This is a genomic window from Mesorhizobium sp. M1399, assembly GCF_040317735.1.
Classification (GTDB): domain Bacteria; phylum Pseudomonadota; class Alphaproteobacteria; order Rhizobiales; family Rhizobiaceae; genus Mesorhizobium.
The window spans coordinates 86812-108831 of the sequence record NZ_JAMYKZ010000006.1; the positions used below are offsets into that span (position 1 = coordinate 86812).

The window sequence follows — 22020 nt, forward strand, 5'->3', positions numbered from 1 at the left end:
GTCCTACTTTATGGCTTCCGGATGGTCCTTGAGGAAGGCGTCGACGGTTTCCTTGGTCACCAGCACCGCCGGAACCTCGGCTGCCTTGGCTTGCCATGCGCCGCCTGCGTCCTTGATGTCCTTCAACATCTTGACCATGTTGTAGCCCTCGGTGAAGCTGTCCTGCCAGGCCGTGGCGGTCATGAAGCCATTCTTGATGTTCTCCAGCGCCTGGGCATTGCCGTTGATGCCGTAGACGAGAACGTCGTCGCGCCCCTGGGCGCGCAACGAGCCGATAGCGCCAATCGCCGGGTCGTCCCAGCATCCCCAGATCGCCAGGTTTTCCTTGCCGGCCGGATGCGACGCCAGCCACGCATTGGCGTACTGGGCGCCGTCCTCGAAATAGCCGGGAATACGCACCTCGTTCTTGGTGACGGTGATCTCGGGGTGTTTGGCGACGATCTCGTCCATGACGACTTCGCGGTTCCGGCAGACTTCGCCGGTCCGGTAGGTGAGCGCCAGTATCGAGCCCTTGCCGTCCATCTTCTTGACCATCAGATCCACGACCGGAATCGCCATCGGGCCGCCCGAGCCGTTGGTTGCGGCAACGGTCGAGCCGAGCCCGCCGCCCCAGGTCACCACAGGTATTCCAGCGTCGCCTGCGGCGGCCAGACCGGCGCCGATCGACGAATAGGGAAACACCATGTCGATGATCGCATCCGCCTTGAGCTGCGCGAAATTCTGGATCGCCGCGTTCGCCTGGTCGGCGCTGCCGGCGGCATCCACGACGTTGGTCTTCCAGCCAAGCTCGTCGGCGGCCTTCGTCGCGCCCTGGATGTAGCGGACATTGTTGGCCTCGGTGGCGCTTATCGACACAACGCCAAGAAGCGGCTTGTCCTGCGCGGCAGCGCTGGCCGTCGCCAGCGAGAGCGCTCCTGCGGCAATAATGCAAGCTAGATTTTTCATGGTGTTCCTCCCTTCGCCTAGTCTGCCGTCAGAGCCCCTTGATAGCAAACCGTTTCGCTAACGTCCTGCAAAACGCAGTCCAATGCAAGCATGAATCCGCTGGACACAGGGATAAATCTGAACCAAAGTTCAGCGAAACGATTAGCTATCGGGGCAAAATGGCCACCATCAAAGACGTCGCCAGAACGGCAGGCGTATCGACTGCGACGGTTTCGGCCGTCATGAACGATACGACCTTTGTCAGTCCCGAGCTGAGGGCTCGCGTCGTCACCGCCATTCGCGAGCTGCGCTATGAACCGTCGCTGGCCGCCCGCAATCTGCGTCGCAACCGCAGCCAGCTGATCGCCCTTGCGGTGGCCGATCTCTCGAACCCGTTTTACGCACGCATCGTCTGGTCGGCCGAGGCAGCGGTCGCGGCATGGGGTTATTCACTCGTTCTCTTCAACAGCGATGAAAAGCCCGACACCGAACGGCGCATCCTGTCGCGGATTCGCACCCTCGGTTGCGACGGAATGGTTCTGGTTCCGGTGGGCGCCGCAAATCAATATCAGCCGCATGAGTTCGAAGGCATCGCGACCGTTCTTCTAGGTCGACCGATCGAAGGCAACAGCGCCGATACGGTGAGCATAGACAATCGGGCAGCCGGCAGGCAGGCGGTCGACTACCTGCTCGATCTTGGGCATCGCCGCATAGGTTCGGTCACCGGGCCGATGCAACTGTCGACCAGCAAGGGCAGGCTTGACGGCATGATCGACGCGATGGCCGCGCGGGGATTAACTCCGCAGCCTGGCCATGTCAGGTCCGGCGAATTTCGCGAGGAGGCCGCCTATTCGGTGGCCCGCGACATGATGGGTTCGCCCGACCGTCCCACGGCGATCTATGTCGCGAACGGCGTCATGGCGATCGGCGTGATGCGCGCCATTGCCGATCTCGGCTTGCGCTGTCCGCAAGACGTCTCGGTCGCCTCTACCGACACCGTCGCAGGCGCCGGAGGCCTGAAGCCGCGACTGACGAGAACGGAACATCCCATTGCCGACATGACCAACGAAGCGCTGCGCCTGCTCGTCGACCGCATCGAGGAAAGAGTGTCGGAGCCCGTGCGCAACATCGTTTTTCAGCCGGCACTGATCGTTGGCGAGAGCTGCGCGCCGCTGCGTAAGGATATCGGGTGACGGACCCGCAATGGTGCGGAACAACGAGCCTCAGAGCACCGCTGAAGCGAAGCCGGATCATCGAAGCCGGCCGTGCTGGACAATGGCCCGCCGACGCCCAGATCGACCTTGAGGAGCACGAAGTCGTCTTGGCCGACGGCCGCACCCCACATCAACTCCGCAATGGCCGAGCAGTTGCTCTCATTTTCGGCGAAGATCGGCTGTTCGAGGGTCGGCCCAAACAAGGTCGGAACGATACTCGCGCACAGCACACCGCCGCACCTAAGGCGCTACGCCTTGACCAGCGACATTGGTCGATCCCGTGTCAGTCGATCCGAATGCTTGAGACCCCAGTGCGCAAGCGGAGCAAGAGCGTCGTCCAGCTCCAGACCTAGGTCAGTCAACGAGTATGCGACGCGAGGCGGAACCTCCCCAAAATCGTGTCGGTCAAGGAGTCCGTCCGCCACCATCTCTCGCAAATGCTGGATGAGCATCTTCTCGCTCATGTCGGGAATAAGGCGACGCAACTCGCCAAACCGCCGCGGCTGCTTCCGGCAAAGCCAGAGGATCGTGCCTTTCCACTTGCCGCTGATCACAAGGAATGCCGGCCCCAGGCCGCAGGCTTCAGGTAAGTTCGTTGCCATCACATCGCTCCGATAGGGTACCTACAAAATAGTAGGTACTTGCCAAACCGGCGGTAAGTCAATCACCTTGCGCCTCCCTCGTGGCGTTATCGCGCCGCAGGCAAGCAAAAGGACTTTCCCATGGATATCCCATCCAAGAATTTTTCCGCCGCACCCGATCCACGACGCTGGATTGCATTGGCGGTACTTTGCGTAGCCTTCTTTATGGTTTGCCTTGACGGACAGATCGTCCTCCTCGCCTTACCCTCGATCGAGGCACAACTCGGTTTCACCCCATCCGCGGTGCAGTGGGTGATGAGCGCCTACATGCTGGCTCTGGGCGGGCTTCTTCTTCTCGGGGGTCGAGTATCGGATCTGTTGGGTCGGCGGCGCCTGTTTATGGCGAGCACAGCTGCTTTCCTTGTCGCCTCGCTGGCGTGCGGGCTTTCCGGCAATCCAGGATTTCTCATCGGTGCCCGGGTTGTTCAAGGAATTGCCGCTGCCGTATTGACCCCCAGCGCCCTATCGATCCTCATGACCACCTTCGAGGGAAATGAACGGAATCGAGCCCTGGGGCTATGGTCCGCGATGGGAGCCGGCGGGGCCACCGCCGCGCTGCTGGTGGGTGGACCGCTTGCCGATTGGCTCGGTTGGCGCTGGGTGTTCTTCATTAATGTCCCCATCTGCGCCATGATCCTGGGGCTCAGCCCGTTCACGCTGCGCGAGAGCCGTGCTATCGGCAGCCGCGGTGGCTTCGATCTCGGCGGCGCCGTGACGATTACCGCGGCGCTCGTGGCATTCGTACTGGCGATCACCGAGGTTCCCAGCGTTGGCTGGGCCCATCCGCAAACCCTGGGCCTGTTGGGTGCAACGCTCGGACTGCTCGGCGCATTCGTGTTGATCGAAAGGCGGGTGAATAACCCGCTTGTTCCCCTTGCCATCTTTCGGTCTCGCTCATTTGTCGGCGGGAACCTGACCATGCTCTTCGCCGGGGCGCTCGTATTCGGCATGGCACTTTTGGTGTCGCTTTATGCCCAGAAGGTCCTGGGTTACTCGCCGCTTGTCGTTGGCCTTGGCACGATGATCTATGCAATCCTGTCGATCGTCTCCTCAACACTGACGGGTAAATGGATCGGCCGGGCCGGGGCGCGTGCGATTGCCGTGATCGCCATGCTCTTGATGGGCGCTGGGTGCGCACTCTTCACCTTCATTGTTCCCGAAGGCACCTACCTCGCGCATCTGCTTCCGGGCTTGATCGCCTTCGGGCCTGGTATCGGAATGGCTGCCGTTGCCGGTTCCGTTGCAGCTCTCTCGAAGGTCAAGGAAGCCGACGCAGGCCTCGCGTCCGGGATAAACAGCGCGATGTTCCAGATTGGCGCTGCTCTGGGGGTAGCTATCACCGCCACCGTCGCTGTCTCGATGACGGGGACGTCGGATACCCCCGCAGCACTGACCGCAGGGTATGCGGCGGGCTTTTGGGCCTGTGTGATCATCGCCGCCACCGGTGCAACGCTTGCGCTGCTCCTTCTTTCGCGGGACAGAACGCCGGCCCCTGCGCCGGTGCACGTCGGGGTATGAGGAATTGGGGAGCCGCCGTCGCGGCTCCCCTACCAGATGCGCAAACGCGAGGCGGCACAGCCTGCGACGGGCCATATGGGTTGCATCATACAAGTCAATATGTAGGCTGTGCCGATGCTTAGACGCGTCTACGAAACCAGAACTGCTCAGCAGCGCGCGCCCCGGCCCGATCGAGTTCCGCGACGCCTTGGGCCGACAGCGAATCGAGTTGTAGTTGCCCCGCGTCGACGACGATACGCTGGCTGACGTCGCCGACGTGGTTGCCCAGCCTGGCTCAGCGCGGCCAGAGTTGTGCATTAGATATTTGAGGTCCACATGCCGCTGCTTGGCGGCAACGCATCGAGGAGAGCAAGATGGTTATTCGTCAATGGCGCGCTCGCGCCGCGGCGTCCAATCCGCACGGTTATCCCAACCACTTCAGAACCAGTGTCCTTCCGGCATTGCTCCAGACGGCCGGATTTCTCGGAGCGCAGTTGAGCGTGCGCAAAGTTGATGCCGAAATCGAATTTCAGGTGCAGACCCGGTGGCAATCGATGGAGGCCCTCGGCAGATTTGCCGGGTCAGATGTCGAAAAGGCGGTCGTCGAACCGGGCGCTGTCGCCGAGCTGCTCTCCTTCGATCCGCGTGTATGCCACTACGACGTCATTGAGGACGCAGGGAAGTCGTCCGGATCAAGCGGAGCCTGACCGAGTGTTCCAGCCATCATCCCGTGCAAAACTCGAATTCCAGCCGACCGCCGGGAGTGTATCCCGCATCGCCGCGCGAGGAGAGGATGACGAACCGCTTGCCGGCGGGCAGCGAACCCCGAAGCTGGGTTCATTTTGGACGCTGGTGCACCGCCTCCCCGGGAGGCCGAGAATGTCGGCAGCGGCGAGGGATATGGCGCCATCCACGACGGCTTCACCCGCCTTTCCCGCTCTTTCGCCGGATCAGCTCGAAAACACCTGAAATATCCTCATCTCCGAATCCGCCTCCCACCCGTTTGCGGAACAGGTCCAGCATGGGGTCGAGCAGATCGGTGGCGACGCCCTGCTCCCGGGTAGCTGTGAGGATGTTGTCCAGTGAGGCGGCCTGCATCCCGAGGTTCGACACCACATTCACGCCATGCCTGCCGCTGTCGATCTTCTACGCATATCCCGGCAGCTCGCCCATCATCGCGGTCATCCATGGGCCAAGGAGCTTGAGGAAAGCGCCCGCGCCAATGCCTTCGGAATCTACGAGCGCGGTAGCGTGGAAGAAGCCGGCGAAAAGGCCATACATGCCGCTAAGAAGGGCCAAGTCGTGCAGCGATGCCAGCCCGGCATCCCCGCCGAGATAGTTCGCGGCGCCAAGCGCCTCGAGCGTTCGGGCGTGCGCATCGAAGGCCGCTTTGGAGCCGCTGTAGAGGATAAGCGCATGTTCGCCGCCGATCATCGGAGGCGTCGCCATGATGCCGCCGTCGAGATAGGCGGCGCCCAGCTTGGCAATCCGCTCGGCCGTGGCGCGCGCCTGTGCCGGCGTGCCGTTGGTCAGATTGACCAGCGAACGCCCGGAGAGCGCCGATGCCGCATCATCGATCACCGAATCCGACGCGGCATAGTCCAGCACGCACATCACGGTGACGTCGCTTGCGGCGGTCGCGTCGGCGGCGGACTTCACCTCGCGCGCGCCTTTGGCAAGCAGTGATGCGGCCTTGCCGGGCGTGCGGTTCCAGACCGTGACCGTGTGGCCCTGCGAAAGAAATCGGGCGGTCAGCGCCTGCCCCATAGCCCCGAGGCCGAGGATCGAGATATTGGCCATGTACGTGCGTCCTTCTACGTTCCGAATTGCAGCCCCGCCCCACGGCGGCGGCTACAAAGAGATGCAATATTGGACGCAGAAGCAGTAGTGGGTTATCTGTAGACCTATCGTCCACATTTAGGAACGATGAGAGCTCCGGATGCTGAATCTCAACGACCTCCTCGTTTTCGTTCAAGTAGTTGATCATGGCGGCTTCGCTGCGGCGGGGCGTGCCCTGGGCATCCCCAAGTCCACTCTCAGCAAGCGGCTCTCCGAGCTGGAAAAGGCGATTGGCGTGCGTCTGGTCCAGCGGACCTCGCGCAGCTTCACCGTGACCGAGATCGGCCGAGATTTTCATCGTCATGCCGCCGCCATGCTGATCGAAGCGGAGGCGGCCGAGCATGTGATCAAGGGTCGCCTTGCGGAACCGAGCGGAACGGTGCGGATCACGGCATCGCTGCCGATCGCCCAGTTCCGTCTAGCGCCGATCCTCCCGCGTCTCGCAGCGAGCTATCCGAAGGTCCGCATCATGCTCGACGTCTCCGACAGGTTCGTGGACATCGTGCAGGAAGGTTTCGACATCGCCATCCGCAACCACTTCGCCCCGTTGCCGGATACCGAACTCGTGCAACGTCGCATCGATTACGACCCCGCCTGGCTCGTCGCCTCGCTCGACTATATTCGGAAGAACGGCATGCCTTCTCGACCCGAGGAAGCGAACGGGCTCGATGGGATTATGGCATCGTCGTCGGAGAGGGTCTGGACGCTTCACGATGGGCAAGGCGTCGTTGCGGAGGTCACGCCATCTCCGCGCTATATCGCCAACGAAACCGTCTCCTTGCGGGAAGCCGCGAGGGCCGGGCTCGGCGTGGCTTGCCTGGCGGGCAGCTTCTGTGCGCCGCTGATCGAGTCCGGCGCGCTTGTCCGCATCTTACCGGACTGGACAGCGCGTGGCGTGGCGACGACTCTGCTGATGCCGCATCGTCGCGGGCAGCTCCCCTCCGTTAGGGTCGTTGCCGACCATCTGATCGCTGAACTCTCGCAACGGCCACAAGGTGCAGACCCAATCAATGCAGACTGATAGTCCTTGGGCGGGTACGTTGGAATCCTGGGCCGATCGCTGGGGCGTCGTGGGCGCCGAAGTGTGATGTCCGCTTACGTGCGACCAGACCCCAAATGTCGCAAAATGAGGGCCGAGCCGTCATCGCCTCAAAGGATTCGAACTCAATCAGTCGCCGCCCCTGCTAGGCTGGCGTGCTCTGGCCGGCGCGTGCGCCGTAGGCGGCGGCAAATGGCGGTGTTTGGTGCACCCGAAGGGATTCGAACCCATGACCTCTGCCTTCGTACGGCAAGGTTTACCTGGAACGTAGCCATATCATCGCAGTCGGCTGTTGTGGCGCAGCACGAGGCCGACCGCGCCGAGCAATGCATCGTTCTCCGTGTGCTTGCCAACGATTATCCGCGTGCGCAGCGCGGGCGCCACATCGCGGGACTTGATGAGCGTGTGGCGTTCATATGACGCGATCAGTGGCGCCAGGAGAATGTCGCCCGCCAAGGCCATGCGGCCGCCGATGATAATGAGCGGCGGATTGAGCACCGAACCGATCAAGCCGAGCCCACGTCCGGCGAACTCGGCGGTGTCCTCGATCATCCGCAGCGCCCTTACGTCGCCCTGCTCGGCCATCATGATCACGTCGTCCATCGTGACCGGCCGCCGCACGATGCGCGAAATCTGCTCGAGCGGCCGGGCAAAGCTGGCATAGAGCTCCAGGCATCCGCGATTGCCGCACCGGCAAAGGTCACCGCTGGGATCGATGCTGATATGCCCGAATTCGCCGGCGCCGCCGGCGATGCCGCTCACCAGCCGGCCATGCTGGACAATGGCCCCGCCGACGCCCAGATCGACCTTGAAGAGCACGAAGTCGTCTTGGCCGACGGCCGCACCCCACATCAACTCCGCAATGGCCGAGCAGTTGCTCTCATTATCGGCGAAGATCGGCTGTTCGAGGGTCGGCCCAAACACATCGCGGATGTTGACCCCGGCCCAGGTCGGAACGATACTCGCGCGCAGCACCACTCCTTCGCGGCTGACTGGGCCCGAGACGGAGACCCCAACCCCCAGGAGCCCCGCCATCGGCAGACCGTTCTCTTCATAGCATCGGGCAATTACTGACTTGGCGAGCTGCGCCGCCTGCTGCGGCTGGTAGTCCAGGCCCATGGGGATAGTTTGTTCGACAATGAAAGAATGCGAGACGTCGGCGACGACGCATCGCATTTCGTCGAGGCCCAGATGGATGCCGACGCAGGTGCCCGCAGCGGGATTAAGCGTCAATGCCGTGGCAGGCCTGCCGATACCCCTGGCCGCGTCATGATGGGCCGAGGATTCGATCACCATCCCCGATTTTCTCAAGCCATTGAGCGCGGTTGAAACCGTCGACCGCGCCAAACCGGTAATGCGGGTAATTTGCGACGCAGAAAGGACGCCGCGCTCACGCAGGCATCGGACGATCAGGCTCTCCGGCGACGCGGACGGCCTGTCGATCAGCCAATTTCTAAGCGAAGGTTTGTTCATGATGAGCACAAAGGACGTTGACTGATAGCCCAAATATGTCATCTTGGAAAGAACGGAGATTACTGCATCTCACCGGCCACGACCTCAAATCGCGGGCCACAAGCGGTCGATACGAACCGTGCATCACATATGGGAGTGAAACGATGAAATATCTGAGGACGGCCTTTGCGGCCGCTACCGCCTTCACCTTGCTTACCGGAGCAGCACTCGCGGAGCCCAAGACCAACCTCTTGCACCAATGGGCGACCGGATCGGACGCCCAGGCTATCGCCAAGCTCGGCGAGATGTTTACCGCCAAGGGTGGCACCTGGCAGCAGACCTCCATCGCCGGCCATACAGCCAACACATTGGCCAAACTGCGTGCCGATGTGATCGCCGGCAACGCACCTCCCGCTGTACAGCTCAAAGGCCCCGAGATCGCCGAATGGAACGAGACGGGCATGACAGCTAATCTCGACGACCTGGCGAAGGCGGAAAATTGGAAGAAGGTCGTCGCTCCCGAATTGCTGCCGGTGATGAAGCCGACGGGGAATTGGGTGGCGGCGCCGATGAACATCCACCGCATCAACTGGCTGTGGGCATCGCCAAAGGTCATGAAGGATGCGGGCGTCACCGAGATGCCGAAGACATGGGCGGAATTCAACGCCGCCTGCGACAAGATCGTGGCCAGCGGCAAGATCTGCATTTCGCACTCGACCGCCGACTGGACCGACTCGACCGTTTTCGAAGTTGTCGTGTACGGTCAGAACCTCGATCTGTACAAGAAGGCTTTCGTCGAGGGCGACGTCGAGGCGATGCGCAGCGACGGCATGGTCAAGGCCTTCGAGCAGTTCCGCACCATGACCTCGAAGTACATGGATCCCGGCATGAACGGACGCGACTGGGATACCATGTCGCATCTGGTCGGCCGCGGCGAGGCCGCCTTCCACATCATGGGCGACTGGACGATCGGCCTGCTGACGGCTGGCGGCTTCAAGGAGGGCGCCGACTATGTCTGTGCCCAGGCGCCGACCGATTGGGGCAAGCCCGGCTTCATCCTGAATTCAGACTCGGTCGTGTTCTTCAAGCAGAAGGACCCGGACTACATCGAGGGACAGAAGCTGCTTGCCAGCATCATCCTGTCACCCGAGTTCCAGACCATTTTCAATCAGACCAAAGGCTCCATCCCGGCCCGCCTCGACGTCGATCTTTCGAACGGCTTCAATCCCTGCCAGCAACTCTCGCAAAAGGATCTGCAAGCCTCGATCGCCGCCGGCACGCTCGTCCGTTCCATGGCGCACAACATGACGGTGCCGCAAAAAGTCCGCGGCGCAATCATGGATACAATCACCGAGTTTGTGGCGACGCCGGATATGAGTGCGCAGGACGCGGCCAATGCCATGGCGGATGCGGCCGAAGCGCAGAAGTGAAGCTGCCGATGATGGCCGGGGGCGAAGCGCCCGGCCTGACTTCGCCGGAGCAGCCCGATGTCCACCCATGACCTGATTGTACCGGCCGCAGCCGCCACGACCCGTCCGTGGCGCGAGCGCCTTGGCACGATGGTGCCCATTCTGGTGCTGGCGCCGTCGATAGCGGCGAGCTTCGTCTATGTTTTCGTCTTCACGCTCTGGACGCTCTACATCTCGCTGTCCAATTCGTCGTTGTTGCCGACCTATGGGTTCGTCGGCCTCGACAATTACGCTTCGCTCTGGGCAAACCGGCGCTGGAACATCGCCTATACGAATCTCTTCCTGTTCAGCGGCTTCTATATCGTTGGCTCGATGGCGGTTGGCCTGCTGCTCGCGATCGCGATCGACCAGCGCGTCCGCGGCGAGGCGGTTTGGCGCACTATCTTCCTCTATCCGTTGGCGGTGTCCTTTATCGTCACCGGTACGGTGTGGAGCTGGCTCTATAACCCTGTCGACGGTATCCAGGCCTTCGTTCGCGGGCTTGGCTGGACCGACTTCAGCTTCGCCCTGACGGCCAACCGCAACACGGCGATCTATGCGGTGATCATAACCGGTATCTGGCAGTCGTCCGGCTTCGCGATGGCACTTTTCCTGGCCGGTCTGCGGTCGGTCGATCCGGATCTCGTCAAAGCCGCGCAAATCGACGGCGCGTCGGTTTTCCGGACCTATCGCAGGGTCATCCTGCCCACCATCGCCCCGATATTCCTGGCGGTGGCGGTCATTCAGATACAATTCGCCATCAAGACCTTCGACCTGGTGGCGGCGTTGACGCGGGGTGGGCCAGGCGTGTCCACCACCTTCCCCGCCATCTATGTCTACGACCTGATGTTCCAGCGCGGGCAAATCGGCGAGGGTGCCGCCGCGGCGATGATGATGCTCGCGGCAGTCGCGGTGGTGCTGGTGCCGTACTCGTTGTGGATCGTCTGGCGCCGGCGGGCGGAGGGCCGCAATGGCTGAAATTGCCCCCAATGCCAGCTTTGACCCGGCCCGCCCCAATCCGACCGGCTTTGATCCGGAAGCTGCCGCAGCCACGCGCCGGCATTTCTGGAGCCGCTTCCTTGTCTATGCCGTGCTGGCGCTTTTCGCGATGGTCTATCTCGTGCCGTTGCTGGTGGTGATCTTCAACTCATTGCGCGAGCAGTCGGAGATTGCCCGCAACGGCCTCATCTCCGTACCTCGCAGCTTCCGGTTCGATGCGTGGGCGCAGGCCTGGGGATCCTACTGTGTCAGCGGTACCTGCGAGGGCATGAAGCGCAATTTCTTCAACTCGCTGGCGATGACGATCCCCGCCACAATCATCTCGACCATTCTCGGCGCCATGAACGGCTACATCCTCTCCAAATGGCGCTTCAGGGGTTCCGAACTGACCTTCAATCTGATGCTGCTCGGCGTATTCATGCCCGGCCAGATTTCGCTGATGCCGTGGGCGTTCCTGCTCGGCAAGCTCGGCCTGACCAATTCCACATATGGGCTGGTGTTGATCCACGTCGTCCAGGGCATCTCGTTCACCACCCTGTTCTGCCGCAATTTCTACGTCAGCATACCGGACGACCTTATCAAGGCGGCGCGCATTGACGGCGCCGGCTTCTGGCGAATCTTCCGCAAGATCATCCTGCCCCTGTCGCCGCCCATTCTGATTGTCACCGTCATCTGGCAGTTCACCGGCATCTGGAACGAGTATCTGTTCGGCGTCGTCTTCACGTCGGGCCAGCAGCAGCCGATTACGGCGGCGTTGGTCGCGCTCACGGCCGGCGGCACGACCGCACGTGCTTACGATGTGATGAGCGCAGCCGTGCTGATCGGCGCGTTGCCACCGCTGCTGATCTATCTGTTCGGTGGCAAATACTTCGTGCGCGGCCTCACGCAGGGCGCCATCAAATGAGGCGTCGCCCATGTCCGCGTTGATGATCCGCAACCTTCACAAGAGCTACGGCTCGCTCGAGATTCTTTCCGGCATCAATCTCGAGGCTAAGACCGGAGAATTCGTCGCGCTTGTCGGTCCGTCGGGTTGCGGCAAGTCAACCTTGCTCGCCATGATTGCCGGCCTGGAAACCGTCACGTCGGGAGAGATTTGGATCGGCGACCGGCTGGTGAACTCGGTGCAACCCAAGGACCGCGACATTGCGATGGTGTTCCAGTCATACGCCCTCTATCCCACGATGACGGTGCGCCAGAACATCACCTTCGGCATGGAAAGCCGCGGCGTGCCCAAAGCGGTGCAAGCGGAAGCTGTCCAGCGCGTTGCCGCACTCCTGCAGATCGAACAGCTGCTTAAACGCAAGCCTGGCCAGCTCTCGGGCGGCCAGCGGCAGCGCGTTGCGATGGGGCGTGCCCTCGTCCGCGACCCGAAGCTGTTTTTGTTCGACGAGCCCCTGTCCAATCTCGACGCCAAGCTGCGCGTCGACATGCGTACCGAAATCAAGAAGCTCCACCATCGCGTCGGCAAGACCACGGTGTATGTCACCCACGATCAGGTCGAGGCGATGACGCTTGCATCCCGCATTGCGGTGATGAACCAGGGCTCGGTACAGCAGTTCGACACGCCGAAGCGGATCTACGACCGGCCGACAAACATGTTCGTTGCCGGTTTCATGGGATCGCCGGCGATGAATTTCATCCCGGCGCGGCTTACCGGCTCGACCAGCATCTCGGTACGCGCCGCTGACGGCAGCGACGCCAGCCTTGCCCTTGCTGCGCCGATGCCCGCCGGTGCGCCAAAGGACGTCGTGCTCGGTATCCGGCCGGAACACATCTACCGTTTCACGACCGACCTGAAGTCCCGCAAACCTGCTGTGGCGTCCATGCAGGCGCCGGTCGAGCTGGTCGAGCCGACCGGGGCCGAGACGCTTGCCGTGCTCAGGCTGGGTGACCTGGAGATCACCGGCCGCTTCGAGCCGGACGACGCTCCCGTCATGGGCGAGACGATAACGCTGGGCATCGATATGTCGCGCGCCTGCCTGTTCGATCCAACAACCAAGGCGCTTCTGTAATTTGATGTCCGTACAATTCGCAACCTATCCGAGCTTGGCCGATCGGGTCGTGCTGATCTCCGGCGGCGCCTCCGGCATCGGCGCCGATATGGTCCGCGCCTTCGCCTCGAATGGCGCCCGGGTAGCCTTTCTCGATGTGCAGGACGAACCAGCGGAGGCGTTGCTGCGCGAGCTCGGCGGTGCCGCCGGGCGGGCTCCCTTATATCTCCATTGCGACGTGACCGACGTCGATGCGTTAAAGGCGTCGGTAGAAGGCGTGCGCGCGCGGCTTGGTCCGGTCGCCGTCCTGGTGAATAACGCTGCCAATGATCAGCGCCATCCCATCGACGCAGTGACGGCCGAATATTGGGACCGCAGCTTCGACATCAATCTCCGGCATCACTTCTTCGCCGCTCAAGCTGTGCATCCGCATATGCAGGAACTCGGCTTCGGCTCGATCATAAACTTCTCCTCCATTGCCTGGCGTTTCGGAGCGGACCAGATGGTGGCCTACGCCACCGCCAAAGGGGCTGTGGTGGCGCTGACGCGTGCGTTGGCGCGGTCGTTCGGACCCGACAACATCCGCGTCAATGCAGTCGAACCCGGCGCCGTCATGACCGAGCGGCAGCGCGAGCTGTGGTTCAAGACGCAGGAGGCAGTCGACCAGACGGTGCAGCGGCAATTGATCCGTCGCGTCCTCCTGGGCGAGGAGATTGCACGGACCGTGCTCTTCCTGGCAGCGGATGACAGCCGCATGATCACGAAGCAGTCCATCACCGTCGATGCCGGCCTGCGCTAGTGACCCCTCTCCGCCCTCCATTGGAACCGCCAAGCTGATGCTTCGTCTCGGCCTCAACCCCTACGGACTGACCTACTATCTCGGACTGCAGGGCCGTGGCACGCCGCGGCACAATCCGGACGGCGTGGGACTCGAAGGCTTCATCGCGCTGGCGCAGGAACTGGGCGCACGCACGCTCGAGATCTACGAACCCTGGTTGACCGACTTGCCGGATGCCGAAATCGTCGCGCTGCGCAAGCGTATGAGTGCGCTCGATATTGTCCCCGTGGTGAGCGGCGGGCTGCTGGTGGCAGGTCCGCTGGACAACGCATTTCGGGCTGCGCGCCTGCTCGAGGCGACGACGATCCGTATCGCACTGACGCCTGTCCTGTGCGGCGACCGCAACGCCTGGGGCCGGAAATGGAGTGAGTTCAATACGACGATCCGCGCTGCGTTGACAGATTGGGGACCGCGTGCGGCGGCCGAGGGCCGGGTACTCGGCATCGAGAACCATCAGGACTTCGGCAGCGACGAACTGGTCGCGTTCTGCGAGCTCGGCGGACCGGGCGTCGGCATCACCTACGACACCGGCAACACTTTTCCTGTCGGCGAGGCGCCGCTTGCCTTCACGCAGCGGATCGCACCCTATGTCCGCCACGTTCACCTCAAGGACTATCGCGTGCAGTTCACGGATGAGGGCTACCGTCTGGTCCGCTGCGCGATCGGCGACGGCGCCGTGCCTTTTGGCGAACTGGCAGCCATCCTTGGCGAGCACCACGACACGCTGACGGCGGTGCTCGAACCGGGCGCGCTGGAGGCCCGTCACGTTCGCTGTCTCACGGACGACTGGTGGAACGGATATGCGCCGAAGACCGCACGCGAGTTCGCGGCCTGCCTGAGTGCTGCGCGCGCGAACCGTCTTGCGGACGACGCCGACTACCGCACGCCATGGGAGCGCGACGATGACGGCGCGCTCGTTTCGTATGAGCTCGACATGATCCGCCGCAGCGCCGCCAATATGAAGAAGTTCGGTTTCATTGCAATGGAGAGATCAGCATGACCACCCGAGACCTCAGCGGCCTGACCGCCTTCGTCACCGGCTCGGGACGCGGCCTCGGCCGCGTGATGGCCGACCGCTTGGCCGAACTTGGCGCAAACGTCGCGGTCCACGACCTCGATTGGGCCCGGCCATCTCAATATGGTGAATTCGCGGACCTCGGCGACTCTGCCCGGGGCTTGGAGAAGCATGGGACACGGGTGACCGCGGTCACCGGCAATATAGGCGACAAGCAAGCTGTCGCCGAAATGAAGAGGAAGATCGAGGCGGACCTCGGCGACGTGCACATTCTGGTCAACTGCGCCGGCGGCGACATCGGCGCCAAGGGCGTAAAGCCCAGTCCCAACAACGCACTCGACATCGACTACGACGACATCAAGGTTCTAACCGAGAACAATCTCATCGGCACGATGTTGGTTTGCCAGGCGTTCGTTCCGCCGATGGTCAAGCGGGGCTCGGGCTCGGTGATCAACATCGCCTCGGCGGCAGCGCATATCGGCTGCTCACCCGAGGTGGTCTACTCAACGCTTAAGGCGGCCGTCGTCCATTATACGCGCTGCCTCGCCAAGGAATTGATCGACGATGGCGTACGCGTCAATGCGGTAAGCCCTGGCGCCACCAAGACGGCACGGTTCCAGGCGAGTCGCGTGGTCGATCCGCAGCGCATGGATTCGAGCAAGAAATCGCTGAACCGGTATGCGGAGCCTGAAGAGATCGCCGAAGCGGTGGCCTTCCTCGCCGGTCCGCGCGCGCGCTTCATCAACGGGCAGGTAATCCGTGTCGATGGCGGTTTCACAATCTTTCCAGGTTAAGCCGCAACCATTGCCGGTTTCGGATGAGTATTTGATCGTGCCGTGACCCGATAAAACTGTTATCGTGCCCTCGCGTCGGGGGCGAAACCATGCAGATCGAGGGGATGGGTTCGGGCAGCATCGGCCGCTGTTTGGCGGTTGTCCGTTGGCAGAGGCGTTACGCTGATGGCGCCAGTGCCGCCTCACAGCGCTGCAACGGCGCTAGCCTCCGGATCCGCGGCAAATGACGGATAATGCCAACGTCCTTGATGCAGTAGTAGTCGGGGCCGGCTGGGCCGGTCTGGGCGTCAGCTATTCGCTGGCTCGGCAAGGCTTGCGCCATGCCGTATTGGAGCGCGGCCGCATCGGAGAGACCTGGCGCACCCAGCGGTGGGATTCCTTCCGGATGAATACGCCCAACGTGCAGACCGTCATGCCCGGCGACTGCTATGACGGTTCGGATCCGTTCGGTGCCCTGACGCGCAACCAGTTCGTCGCCCTGCTTGAGGATTTCGCCAGGCGAAACGAATTGCCGGTCGAACCGGACACTGTGGTGACCGAGCTCGCCGGCGGGCACGAGAATGGCGGCTATCGGCTGATCACCTCGCGCGGAACACTTTTGGCACGCAACGTGGTGATCGCCAGCGGCAACTTGAATTGTCCGGTGCGCCCAGTTTGGGCCGCTGCGTTGCCGCCGGGCCTGCGCCAGATCGATGCTTCTGATTATCGCAGCGCCGCTGATCTCCCGGCTGGAGCGGTGCTGGTGGTCGGAAGCGGCCAGTCCGGTGCCCAGATCGCGGAAGAACTGGCGGAAGCAGGCCGAACAGTCTTCCTTGCCACCAGCCGGGTCGGGCGGCTCTCGCGGCACTACAGAGGTCGCGACATCATGCTCTGGCTCGTCGAAAGCGGATTTCTCGACGTGCGTCGAGACGAGATCATTCGACTTGCGGGGCGCATTCCACCTCGTGGTCTGCTTGGGGTAGAACACACGATAAGCCTGCAAGGGCTCGGCGCCCAAGGTGTCGTGCTGCTGGGGCGGTTCGCAGGCGTCGAAGATGACGGCCGTCTGTCATTCGCCGACGATCTCGAAGAGCATGTTCGTTTTGCGGATGAGGCCGCCGCCAACGTCAAACGCTATATCGACGAATACATCAGCCGCTCCGGAATCGATGCCCCCGTTTCGGAACCCGACCCAGCGGAGACTGTCGCAGCGCAGCTGCCGAATCCGGCTGTCCGTTCTCTTGATGCTGCCGAGTCCGGCATCACGACCGTGGTGTGGTGCACCGGATTCAAGGGCGATTTCAGTTGGGTGAGGCTTTCCGGTCTGCTCGACCCGGAAGGACAGCCTGTTCACGAGGATGGCGTGGCCGCCCTGCCAGGCATCTACTTCGCCGGGTTGGATTTCGCCTCCACGCGCAAATCAGGCATAATATTGGCGATTGCCGAGGAGGCCCATCGCCTTGCGGAACACATCGTGCGGCGTTCGTGACGACCTGGACACCGTCGGCAGGTTTCTAAACCCCCAAGCGGTGAACGGAAGCCGTCACGCCGCCTATCACAGCTTCCTGCAAGCACGCGGCCTTCCGCTGCGAGATGACCTTGTGATCGGCGGTGCAGAGGCGCGCAAGGCTGCGTTTGCCAATGTCACGGCGCTGGCCGCCCGCATGGACCGGCCGACCGCGCTTTTCGTCGAATCCGATCTTGCCGCCGTGACCGCCCTGCACGCATTCGAGGAGGCCGGGCTCTCCGTGCCGGGCGACATAGCGGTCATCGGGTGTGGCAATATCGACGAGGGCGTCATACGGCATTGACGACGATCGGTCCTGAAACGGCCCACTACGACCATTTTGCCGATCATCTGATCTCATTGATTTCGGCAACACCGGGCGCAATACCTACCCTTTTCAGCGTTTCGTGGCAGTTGGTCCGTCGCACGTCCGCATGAGCAGGATCGCCGCTATTTGACGCCTACGCTTTCAGGCCAGAGCGCCTGGATTTCCTTTGGCAGCGCATCTCGCACCTTTGCCGACTGGCCAAGGTCGATATGCCGTGCAAGCACGCGAAATACCGAGCGTACTGCATCCTCGGGATCGACAGGACGGGTCGATTTCAATTCATCGGCGATGTGTTGCAGGAACTCCTCGAGCGAGCGTGTCTTGTCGGGCATGTCGGCGGGCCGATAGCGATCATAGTAGGCGCCGCGCACGAGCAGCGGCAGTTCGGCTCCCAATTTGGCCGCCAGTCCGATCTGTAGCCTGTCCCGCAGGGTTCGCAGAACGGCGCCCAATGTGTGCCAGGCGACGTGGCGATCTGGACCAAGATCCGCCATGATCTCGTCGAGCCAGATGTTTGTTAGTTGCAGCGTTTTGTCAAAAACGTCCAAGCCGGTTGTGCTCATCGTCGCCTCCTCGAAAGGTTCTGCGGGCGAAACGGCGACCGGAGACAATTGTTTCGTGGTCCTGTGAAAATAGCCTGGCAAAGCGATGGAAGCCGGTTTAGGTCGGAGAGCCTCTTTGCGTCAGGTCTGCTCTTGGCGCTTCGGCTTCGCTGCCGACGAGCTTCGCCAGCTTCGGTGAGCGCCGTCTCGAGGCGCGCAGCTCTTCGAACGTCAACGGCGCGCGCAACCTTCCCATGGTCGTATCCGGCCATCTGCGTTCCGATCATGAAAGCCGTCTCTGCTGATCCGAAATGCGTCTTTGTCCCCCTAACTGGGCTTGCGCTCATCGGTTCCGAACGCCTCGCCGTCTAGGCCGGCAATGAGACCAGTCCTCACGTTGCCCGAACCGGATATCTCTTGCCGGACATCTCTTGACTGAATGAGCGGCCCGCGCCGACAATGGCATTGGGAAGATGGCGGATGTCGTCCACGGTGTTCGGCACCACTTGCCGATCAAGCTGCGAAAGGCCTGTCATGGATTGGAAGCTGGAACTGGTCCCGGTCCCCGTATCGGATGTCGATAGAGCAATCGCCTTTTATGTCGGCAAGGTCGGCTTTCATCTCGATCACGACCACACCGTAAGCGACGAGATACGTTTCGTGCAATTGACGCCGCCCGGTTCGGCCTGTTCGATTGCCATGGGCAAGGGCCTCGTCGACAGCCCCCCGGGATCCATAAGAGGCCTGCAACTGGTCGTGCCCGATATTGATGAGGCACACCGGCACCTGGCAGCTCAAGGTATCGTGGTCAGCGATATCAAGGATTTTCCCTGGGGCAGATTTGTCTTCTTTGAGGATCCCGACGGCAACACCTGGTCTGTCCAGCAACTTCCACCTCGCAGCTGAGGCGGCGCGCTACGGCAGGGTCGCGCCCCGACGCAGATAGCGCGGGATGCACGCTTCAACTCGAACGCATCCCGGCCTAACGCCTCTTCTCGTCGAAGGCGGCGTTCCAATTGTGATAAGGCGCGCGAAAGGTGGGGATGCGGTTCTCGACATCGGCAAGCTCTTCGAACGGCTTGTGCGGTTCCGCCTGATACCAGAAAGCGACCGACGAGATGTCGTCAGAGCGGCGATTGGCGTGACCGTGCTCGATGGTCACCCGGATGCGTTTGTGAAAGATGACCGGGTCTTCTATGTGCCAGCGATAGAGCGTAACCGGCTCGGTCCAGTTCGGCCCGCCGGCGGCGATGATGCCGTGATAGGACGCACTGTAGTCCTGTGTCGGGCACCATGCCGTATTGAAATAATCTTCCGTGCCGGTGCCGTGCAGCGTCGGCGGCCATGCGTCGTTGGCGCCGGGGCTGGTCTCGCCACGATCGCCGACCAGTTCGGCCTTCGGGCCGATACGCGGATCGGGCTTGCGCACCGCATCCGGCACGGAAATGCCCGGCTCGCCATCGACGAAGATCATGTCGTCGCCCTCGCCATACCAGTCCCATAGAGGGGAACGGCGCCGCGAATAGACCGAATAGAGCAGGCCGACATAGTGGCCGTGACCCTCCGCCTCCAGGATGGTGTAGTTGCCGTTCCCGTCGGTATTTTCCCCGCCAAACAGGACCTGCTCGTTGGCCAGCCCCGTCTCGTCGATGCCATCGGGTCGCTGCTGCCTGTATTGGGCGTGGAAGCGGCCCAGGCCTTCCTCGAGTTCCTCATGCAGTTCGAGATCGACATAGTAATAGAAAAGCAGGTCGTCCTCAGCTTCATTGGTGACGGTGAAGCGCATATGGCTGGCAAACGGCATCGGAAAATAGCAGTTGAAGGCCTTGCCATCCTCTGGACTTGCCTGCACCGGCAGGCTGGCAAAATTGCGGGTGCGGGCATGGCCCATGCCGAAGAAATCGCCGATCGGTGTTTCGATGCTCGGATGTTCTTCACCATCCCAATAGGCGCGCAATACGATCTTGCGCAGGAAGTCCTCGCTCTTGCAGGCGAGCGTCGCCCAGATATGCGTGATGATGCCGGCACCATAATGCTCGGCAATCACCAGCGTCTGGCCAGGTTCAATATGCAGCCGGTCGTCATTGCCGCCGGTGCGGTCGTAGCTTGAGAACCGGCGGGTTTTGGCATCGCGCAATTTGGCGAGCCCGCGAAGCGGCGACAGGCCGGCATTATCCATGTGTTTCTCCTCTTGCTTCAGCGGTTATTTCAGGCCGCTTGTCTTGATGGATTCCATGATCTGGCGCTGGAAGATCACGAAGAGGACCAGCATCGGCACGGCGACGATGGTCGAGGCGGCCATGACATAATTCCAGGCGGCGGCGTACTGGCTCTTGAAGTTTGCGATGGCAACCTGCACCACCCAGAGGTTGAGGTCCGATGTGATCGTCAACGGCCACAGGAAAGCGTTCCAGTTGGCGAGAAAGAACAGGATCGCCAACGCCGACAGGATCGGCCGGCTGAGCGGCAGGATGATGCTCCAATAGATGCGCCAATAGCTGGCGCCATCCATGATCGCCGCTTCTTCCAGCTCCCTCGGCAGCGACAGGTAGTATTGCCTGAGCAGGAAGATGCCGAATGCGTTGAAGATCGCCGGAATGATCAGCCCGGCATAGCTGTCCAGCATGTGCAGCGTCCGCGTCAAAATGAACAGCGGCACGATGATCACCGGTAGCGACACCAGGAACGTCGAGAACATGGCGAGGAACAGGATGTCGCGGCCCGGAAAACGCAGCCGTGCGAGCGAATAGCCGGCCATCGAATGGAAGAACAGCGCAGCGACGGTCACCGTCGCCGACACGAAGAACGAGTTGAAAAGGTAGCGCAGGAACGGCACCTCGGTCAGCACATAGAGGAAATTGCCGAGCGTCGGCTGTTCCGGAATGAGGCTCGGCGTGAAGACGTCGCTCGCCGGCTTGAGCGAGATGACCAGCATCCAGACAAGCGGGAACACCGTCATCAGGCCAAGCGCCGCGGTCGCCAGCATCCAGGCAAGCCTCGCCGCTCGTATCTGCGAACGCGTGGAAGGAGTTCGGCTGTCAGTCATGCTCGAAACGTCCGCCGCGCGTCAGCAGGAAGAAGAACACCGTGACCAGCATCAGCGCCAGCACCAGCAGCGATGCCATTGCCGATGCATAGCCGAAGGCGCCGAACTGGAACGCCTGCTTGTAGATGTAGATGATCAGCACCGAGGTCGAATTGACGGGCCCGCCCTTGGTCATCACATAGATCAGGTCGAAGACCTGGCCGCCGGCGACAGCCGCGACCAGCGAGACCAGGAGGACGAAGAAGCTGGTCGGTTTGAGCAAGGGCAAGGTAATGTACCAAAAGCTTGTCACCGGCCCGGCGCCGTCGATCTTTGCGGCCTCGTAATACTCTGCCGGGATGTCCTGGAGCCCGCCGAGGAAGATCAGCATGTAAAAGCCCATCAGGAACCAGACGCTGACCAGCACCAGCGTGAACAGCGCCAGATTTGGATCGCCGAGCAGCGAAATTCCGCTGAGGCCGACGAGCGGCGCCAGCCGGCTGACGATGCCGACCTTCTCGACCAGCATGAGTTGCCAGACGAGCGCCACGACGACCAGGCTGACCATCTGCGGCGCAAAGAACATCGAGCGCATGACCGCGTTGAAGCGGTTGGTCTTCTGCACCAGAAGCGCCAGCCCCAGCCCGGCGGCGTAGAGCGCCGGCACCAGCATGACGGCATAGGCCACGGTCACCTTCACCGACGACCAGAACAGCGGATCGCTCCACATGCGCCGATAATTGCCGAGCCCGACGAATCTATAGCCGCCGAAGCCGTTGACCTCGAAAAACCCGACGGCGAGCGACAGCAGCATCGGCACGCCGACGAACACCAGCAGTCCGAGCGCATCGGGCAGGACGAACAGCCATGCGGCGTAGCGTTCCCTTTGCTTGGCGGTAAGGCCGCGAGCGGATTTGGCGCCCGCGGCCGGCGATTTCATCTCGTCTG

General features: G+C 62.1%; 22 protein-coding genes and 1 pseudogene. 14 read left to right on the top strand and 9 right to left on the bottom strand.

Going from position 1 to position 22020, the window contains the following annotated elements:
- Positions 1 to 3: 3 nt before the first annotated feature.
- Positions 4 to 945 carry a sugar ABC transporter substrate-binding protein gene (locus NKH05_RS11935; protein WP_023720299.1) on the bottom strand — a complete coding sequence of 314 codons (942 nt, stop codon included), beginning with the start codon at positions 943 to 945 and terminating at the stop codon, positions 4 to 6.
- Between the two features lie 158 nt (positions 946 to 1103).
- Here NKH05_RS11935 and NKH05_RS11940 point away from each other — a divergent pair, with 158 nt between their 5' ends.
- On the top strand, positions 1104 to 2117 hold the full coding sequence (locus tag NKH05_RS11940) for a LacI family DNA-binding transcriptional regulator (protein ID WP_353025432.1): 1014 nt from the start codon (positions 1104 to 1106) through the stop codon (positions 2115 to 2117).
- On the opposite strand, the gene NKH05_RS11945 is transcribed toward NKH05_RS11940, so the two are convergent.
- The gene (locus NKH05_RS11945; RefSeq protein WP_156948117.1) at positions 2060 to 2368 is read right to left on the bottom strand and encodes an ROK family protein; all 309 of its coding nucleotides are present in this window, start codon (positions 2366 to 2368) and stop codon (positions 2060 to 2062) included. The genes NKH05_RS11940 and NKH05_RS11945 overlap by 58 nt on opposite strands.
- A gap of 18 nt (positions 2369 to 2386) precedes the next feature.
- On the bottom strand, positions 2387 to 2740 hold the full coding sequence (locus NKH05_RS11950; RefSeq protein WP_023720297.1) for a winged helix-turn-helix transcriptional regulator: 354 nt from the start codon (positions 2738 to 2740) through the stop codon (positions 2387 to 2389).
- A gap of 120 nt (positions 2741 to 2860) precedes the next feature.
- Here NKH05_RS11950 and NKH05_RS11955 point away from each other — a divergent pair, with 120 nt between their 5' ends.
- Positions 2861 to 4297 (top strand): MFS transporter, encoded by a 1437-nt coding sequence (locus NKH05_RS11955; protein ID WP_352494764.1) that lies wholly within the window; start codon positions 2861 to 2863, stop codon positions 4295 to 4297.
- 353 nt (positions 4298 to 4650) lie between these two features.
- The gene (locus NKH05_RS11960; RefSeq protein WP_352856777.1) at positions 4651 to 4983 is read left to right on the top strand and encodes an antibiotic biosynthesis monooxygenase family protein; all 333 of its coding nucleotides are present in this window, start codon (positions 4651 to 4653) and stop codon (positions 4981 to 4983) included.
- 214 nt (positions 4984 to 5197) lie between these two features.
- Here the strand turns inward: NKH05_RS11960 and NKH05_RS11965 are convergent.
- Positions 5198 to 6076 (bottom strand): annotated as a pseudogene (locus NKH05_RS11965) (NAD(P)-dependent oxidoreductase).
- A 139-nt stretch (positions 6077 to 6215) separates the two neighbouring features.
- On the opposite strand from NKH05_RS11965, the gene NKH05_RS11970 reads away from it, so the two are divergent.
- Positions 6216 to 7136 carry a LysR substrate-binding domain-containing protein gene (locus NKH05_RS11970; RefSeq protein WP_352858846.1) on the top strand — a complete coding sequence of 307 codons (921 nt, stop codon included), beginning with the start codon at positions 6216 to 6218 and terminating at the stop codon, positions 7134 to 7136.
- A 294-nt stretch (positions 7137 to 7430) separates the two neighbouring features.
- Here NKH05_RS11970 and NKH05_RS11975 read toward each other — a convergent pair whose 3' ends face one another.
- Positions 7431 to 8660 (bottom strand): ROK family transcriptional regulator, encoded by a 1230-nt coding sequence (locus NKH05_RS11975; RefSeq protein ID WP_353025434.1) that lies wholly within the window; start codon positions 8658 to 8660, stop codon positions 7431 to 7433.
- Between the two features lie 110 nt (positions 8661 to 8770).
- Here NKH05_RS11975 and NKH05_RS11980 point away from each other — a divergent pair, with 110 nt between their 5' ends.
- The 9 genes from NKH05_RS11980 to NKH05_RS12020 all read left to right on the top strand — a co-directional run bounded on the left by NKH05_RS11980 (position 8771) and on the right by NKH05_RS12020 (position 17481).
- Positions 8771 to 10036 carry an ABC transporter substrate-binding protein gene (locus tag NKH05_RS11980; RefSeq protein WP_353025436.1) on the top strand — a complete coding sequence of 422 codons (1266 nt, stop codon included), beginning with the start codon at positions 8771 to 8773 and terminating at the stop codon, positions 10034 to 10036.
- 57 nt (positions 10037 to 10093) lie between these two features.
- Entirely contained in the window at positions 10094 to 11032 is a 939-nt protein-coding gene (locus NKH05_RS11985) for a carbohydrate ABC transporter permease (RefSeq protein ID WP_352482018.1), read from the top strand.
- Complete coding sequence (locus NKH05_RS11990; RefSeq protein WP_352515696.1) at positions 11025 to 11957, top strand: carbohydrate ABC transporter permease; 933 nt, start codon at positions 11025 to 11027, stop codon at positions 11955 to 11957. The genes NKH05_RS11985 and NKH05_RS11990 overlap by 8 nt, the downstream gene beginning before the upstream one ends.
- A 10-nt stretch (positions 11958 to 11967) precedes the next feature.
- Positions 11968 to 13065 carry an ABC transporter ATP-binding protein gene (locus NKH05_RS11995; protein ID WP_023720288.1) on the top strand — a complete coding sequence of 366 codons (1098 nt, stop codon included), beginning with the start codon at positions 11968 to 11970 and terminating at the stop codon, positions 13063 to 13065.
- A 4-nt stretch (positions 13066 to 13069) separates the two neighbouring features.
- Positions 13070 to 13843, top strand: a complete 774-nt coding sequence (locus NKH05_RS12000; protein WP_023720287.1) for an SDR family NAD(P)-dependent oxidoreductase — start codon at positions 13070 to 13072, stop codon at positions 13841 to 13843.
- A 37-nt stretch (positions 13844 to 13880) separates the two neighbouring features.
- A complete protein-coding gene (locus tag NKH05_RS12005) occupies positions 13881 to 14882 on the top strand; it encodes a sugar phosphate isomerase/epimerase family protein (protein WP_352640242.1) in 1002 nt (333 codons plus the stop codon).
- Positions 14879 to 15691: an SDR family NAD(P)-dependent oxidoreductase gene (locus NKH05_RS12010; RefSeq protein ID WP_023720285.1), complete on the top strand. Its 813-nt coding sequence runs from the start codon at positions 14879 to 14881 to the stop codon at positions 15689 to 15691. The genes NKH05_RS12005 and NKH05_RS12010 overlap by 4 nt, the downstream gene beginning before the upstream one ends.
- Before the next feature lie 223 nt (positions 15692 to 15914).
- On the top strand, positions 15915 to 17159 hold the full coding sequence (locus NKH05_RS12015) for a flavin-containing monooxygenase (protein ID WP_353025438.1): 1245 nt from the start codon (positions 15915 to 15917) through the stop codon (positions 17157 to 17159).
- A complete protein-coding gene (locus NKH05_RS12020) occupies positions 17131 to 17481 on the top strand; it encodes a substrate-binding domain-containing protein (RefSeq protein ID WP_352965028.1) in 351 nt (116 codons plus the stop codon). Before NKH05_RS12015 ends, NKH05_RS12020 begins: the two co-directional genes overlap by 29 nt.
- Before the next feature lie 146 nt (positions 17482 to 17627).
- On the opposite strand, the gene NKH05_RS12025 is transcribed toward NKH05_RS12020, so the two are convergent.
- Entirely contained in the window at positions 17628 to 18068 is a 441-nt protein-coding gene (locus tag NKH05_RS12025; RefSeq protein WP_023720283.1) for a DUF2267 domain-containing protein, read from the bottom strand.
- Positions 18069 to 18581: 513 nt separating this feature from the next.
- Between NKH05_RS12025 and NKH05_RS12030 the strand changes: the two genes are divergently transcribed.
- Complete coding sequence (locus tag NKH05_RS12030) at positions 18582 to 18953, top strand: VOC family protein (protein WP_352494756.1); 372 nt, start codon at positions 18582 to 18584, stop codon at positions 18951 to 18953.
- Positions 18954 to 19029: 76 nt separating this feature from the next.
- Here the strand turns inward: NKH05_RS12030 and NKH05_RS12035 are convergent, their stop codons facing one another.
- Genes NKH05_RS12035 through NKH05_RS12045 form a run of 3 tightly spaced genes read right to left on the bottom strand, consistent with a single transcriptional unit; the run spans position 19030 to position 22012 of the window.
- Positions 19030 to 20226, bottom strand: coding sequence for a glycoside hydrolase family 172 protein (locus tag NKH05_RS12035; protein WP_023720279.1), 1197 nt, complete (start codon positions 20224 to 20226; stop codon positions 19030 to 19032).
- Positions 20227 to 20250: 24 nt separating this feature from the next.
- Positions 20251 to 21093: a carbohydrate ABC transporter permease gene (locus tag NKH05_RS12040; protein WP_023720278.1), complete on the bottom strand. Its 843-nt coding sequence runs from the start codon at positions 21091 to 21093 to the stop codon at positions 20251 to 20253.
- Entirely contained in the window at positions 21086 to 22012 is a 927-nt protein-coding gene (locus NKH05_RS12045) for a carbohydrate ABC transporter permease (RefSeq protein WP_031194369.1), read from the bottom strand. Before NKH05_RS12045 ends, NKH05_RS12040 begins: the two co-directional genes overlap by 8 nt.
- Positions 22013 to 22020: the final 8 nt, after the last annotated feature.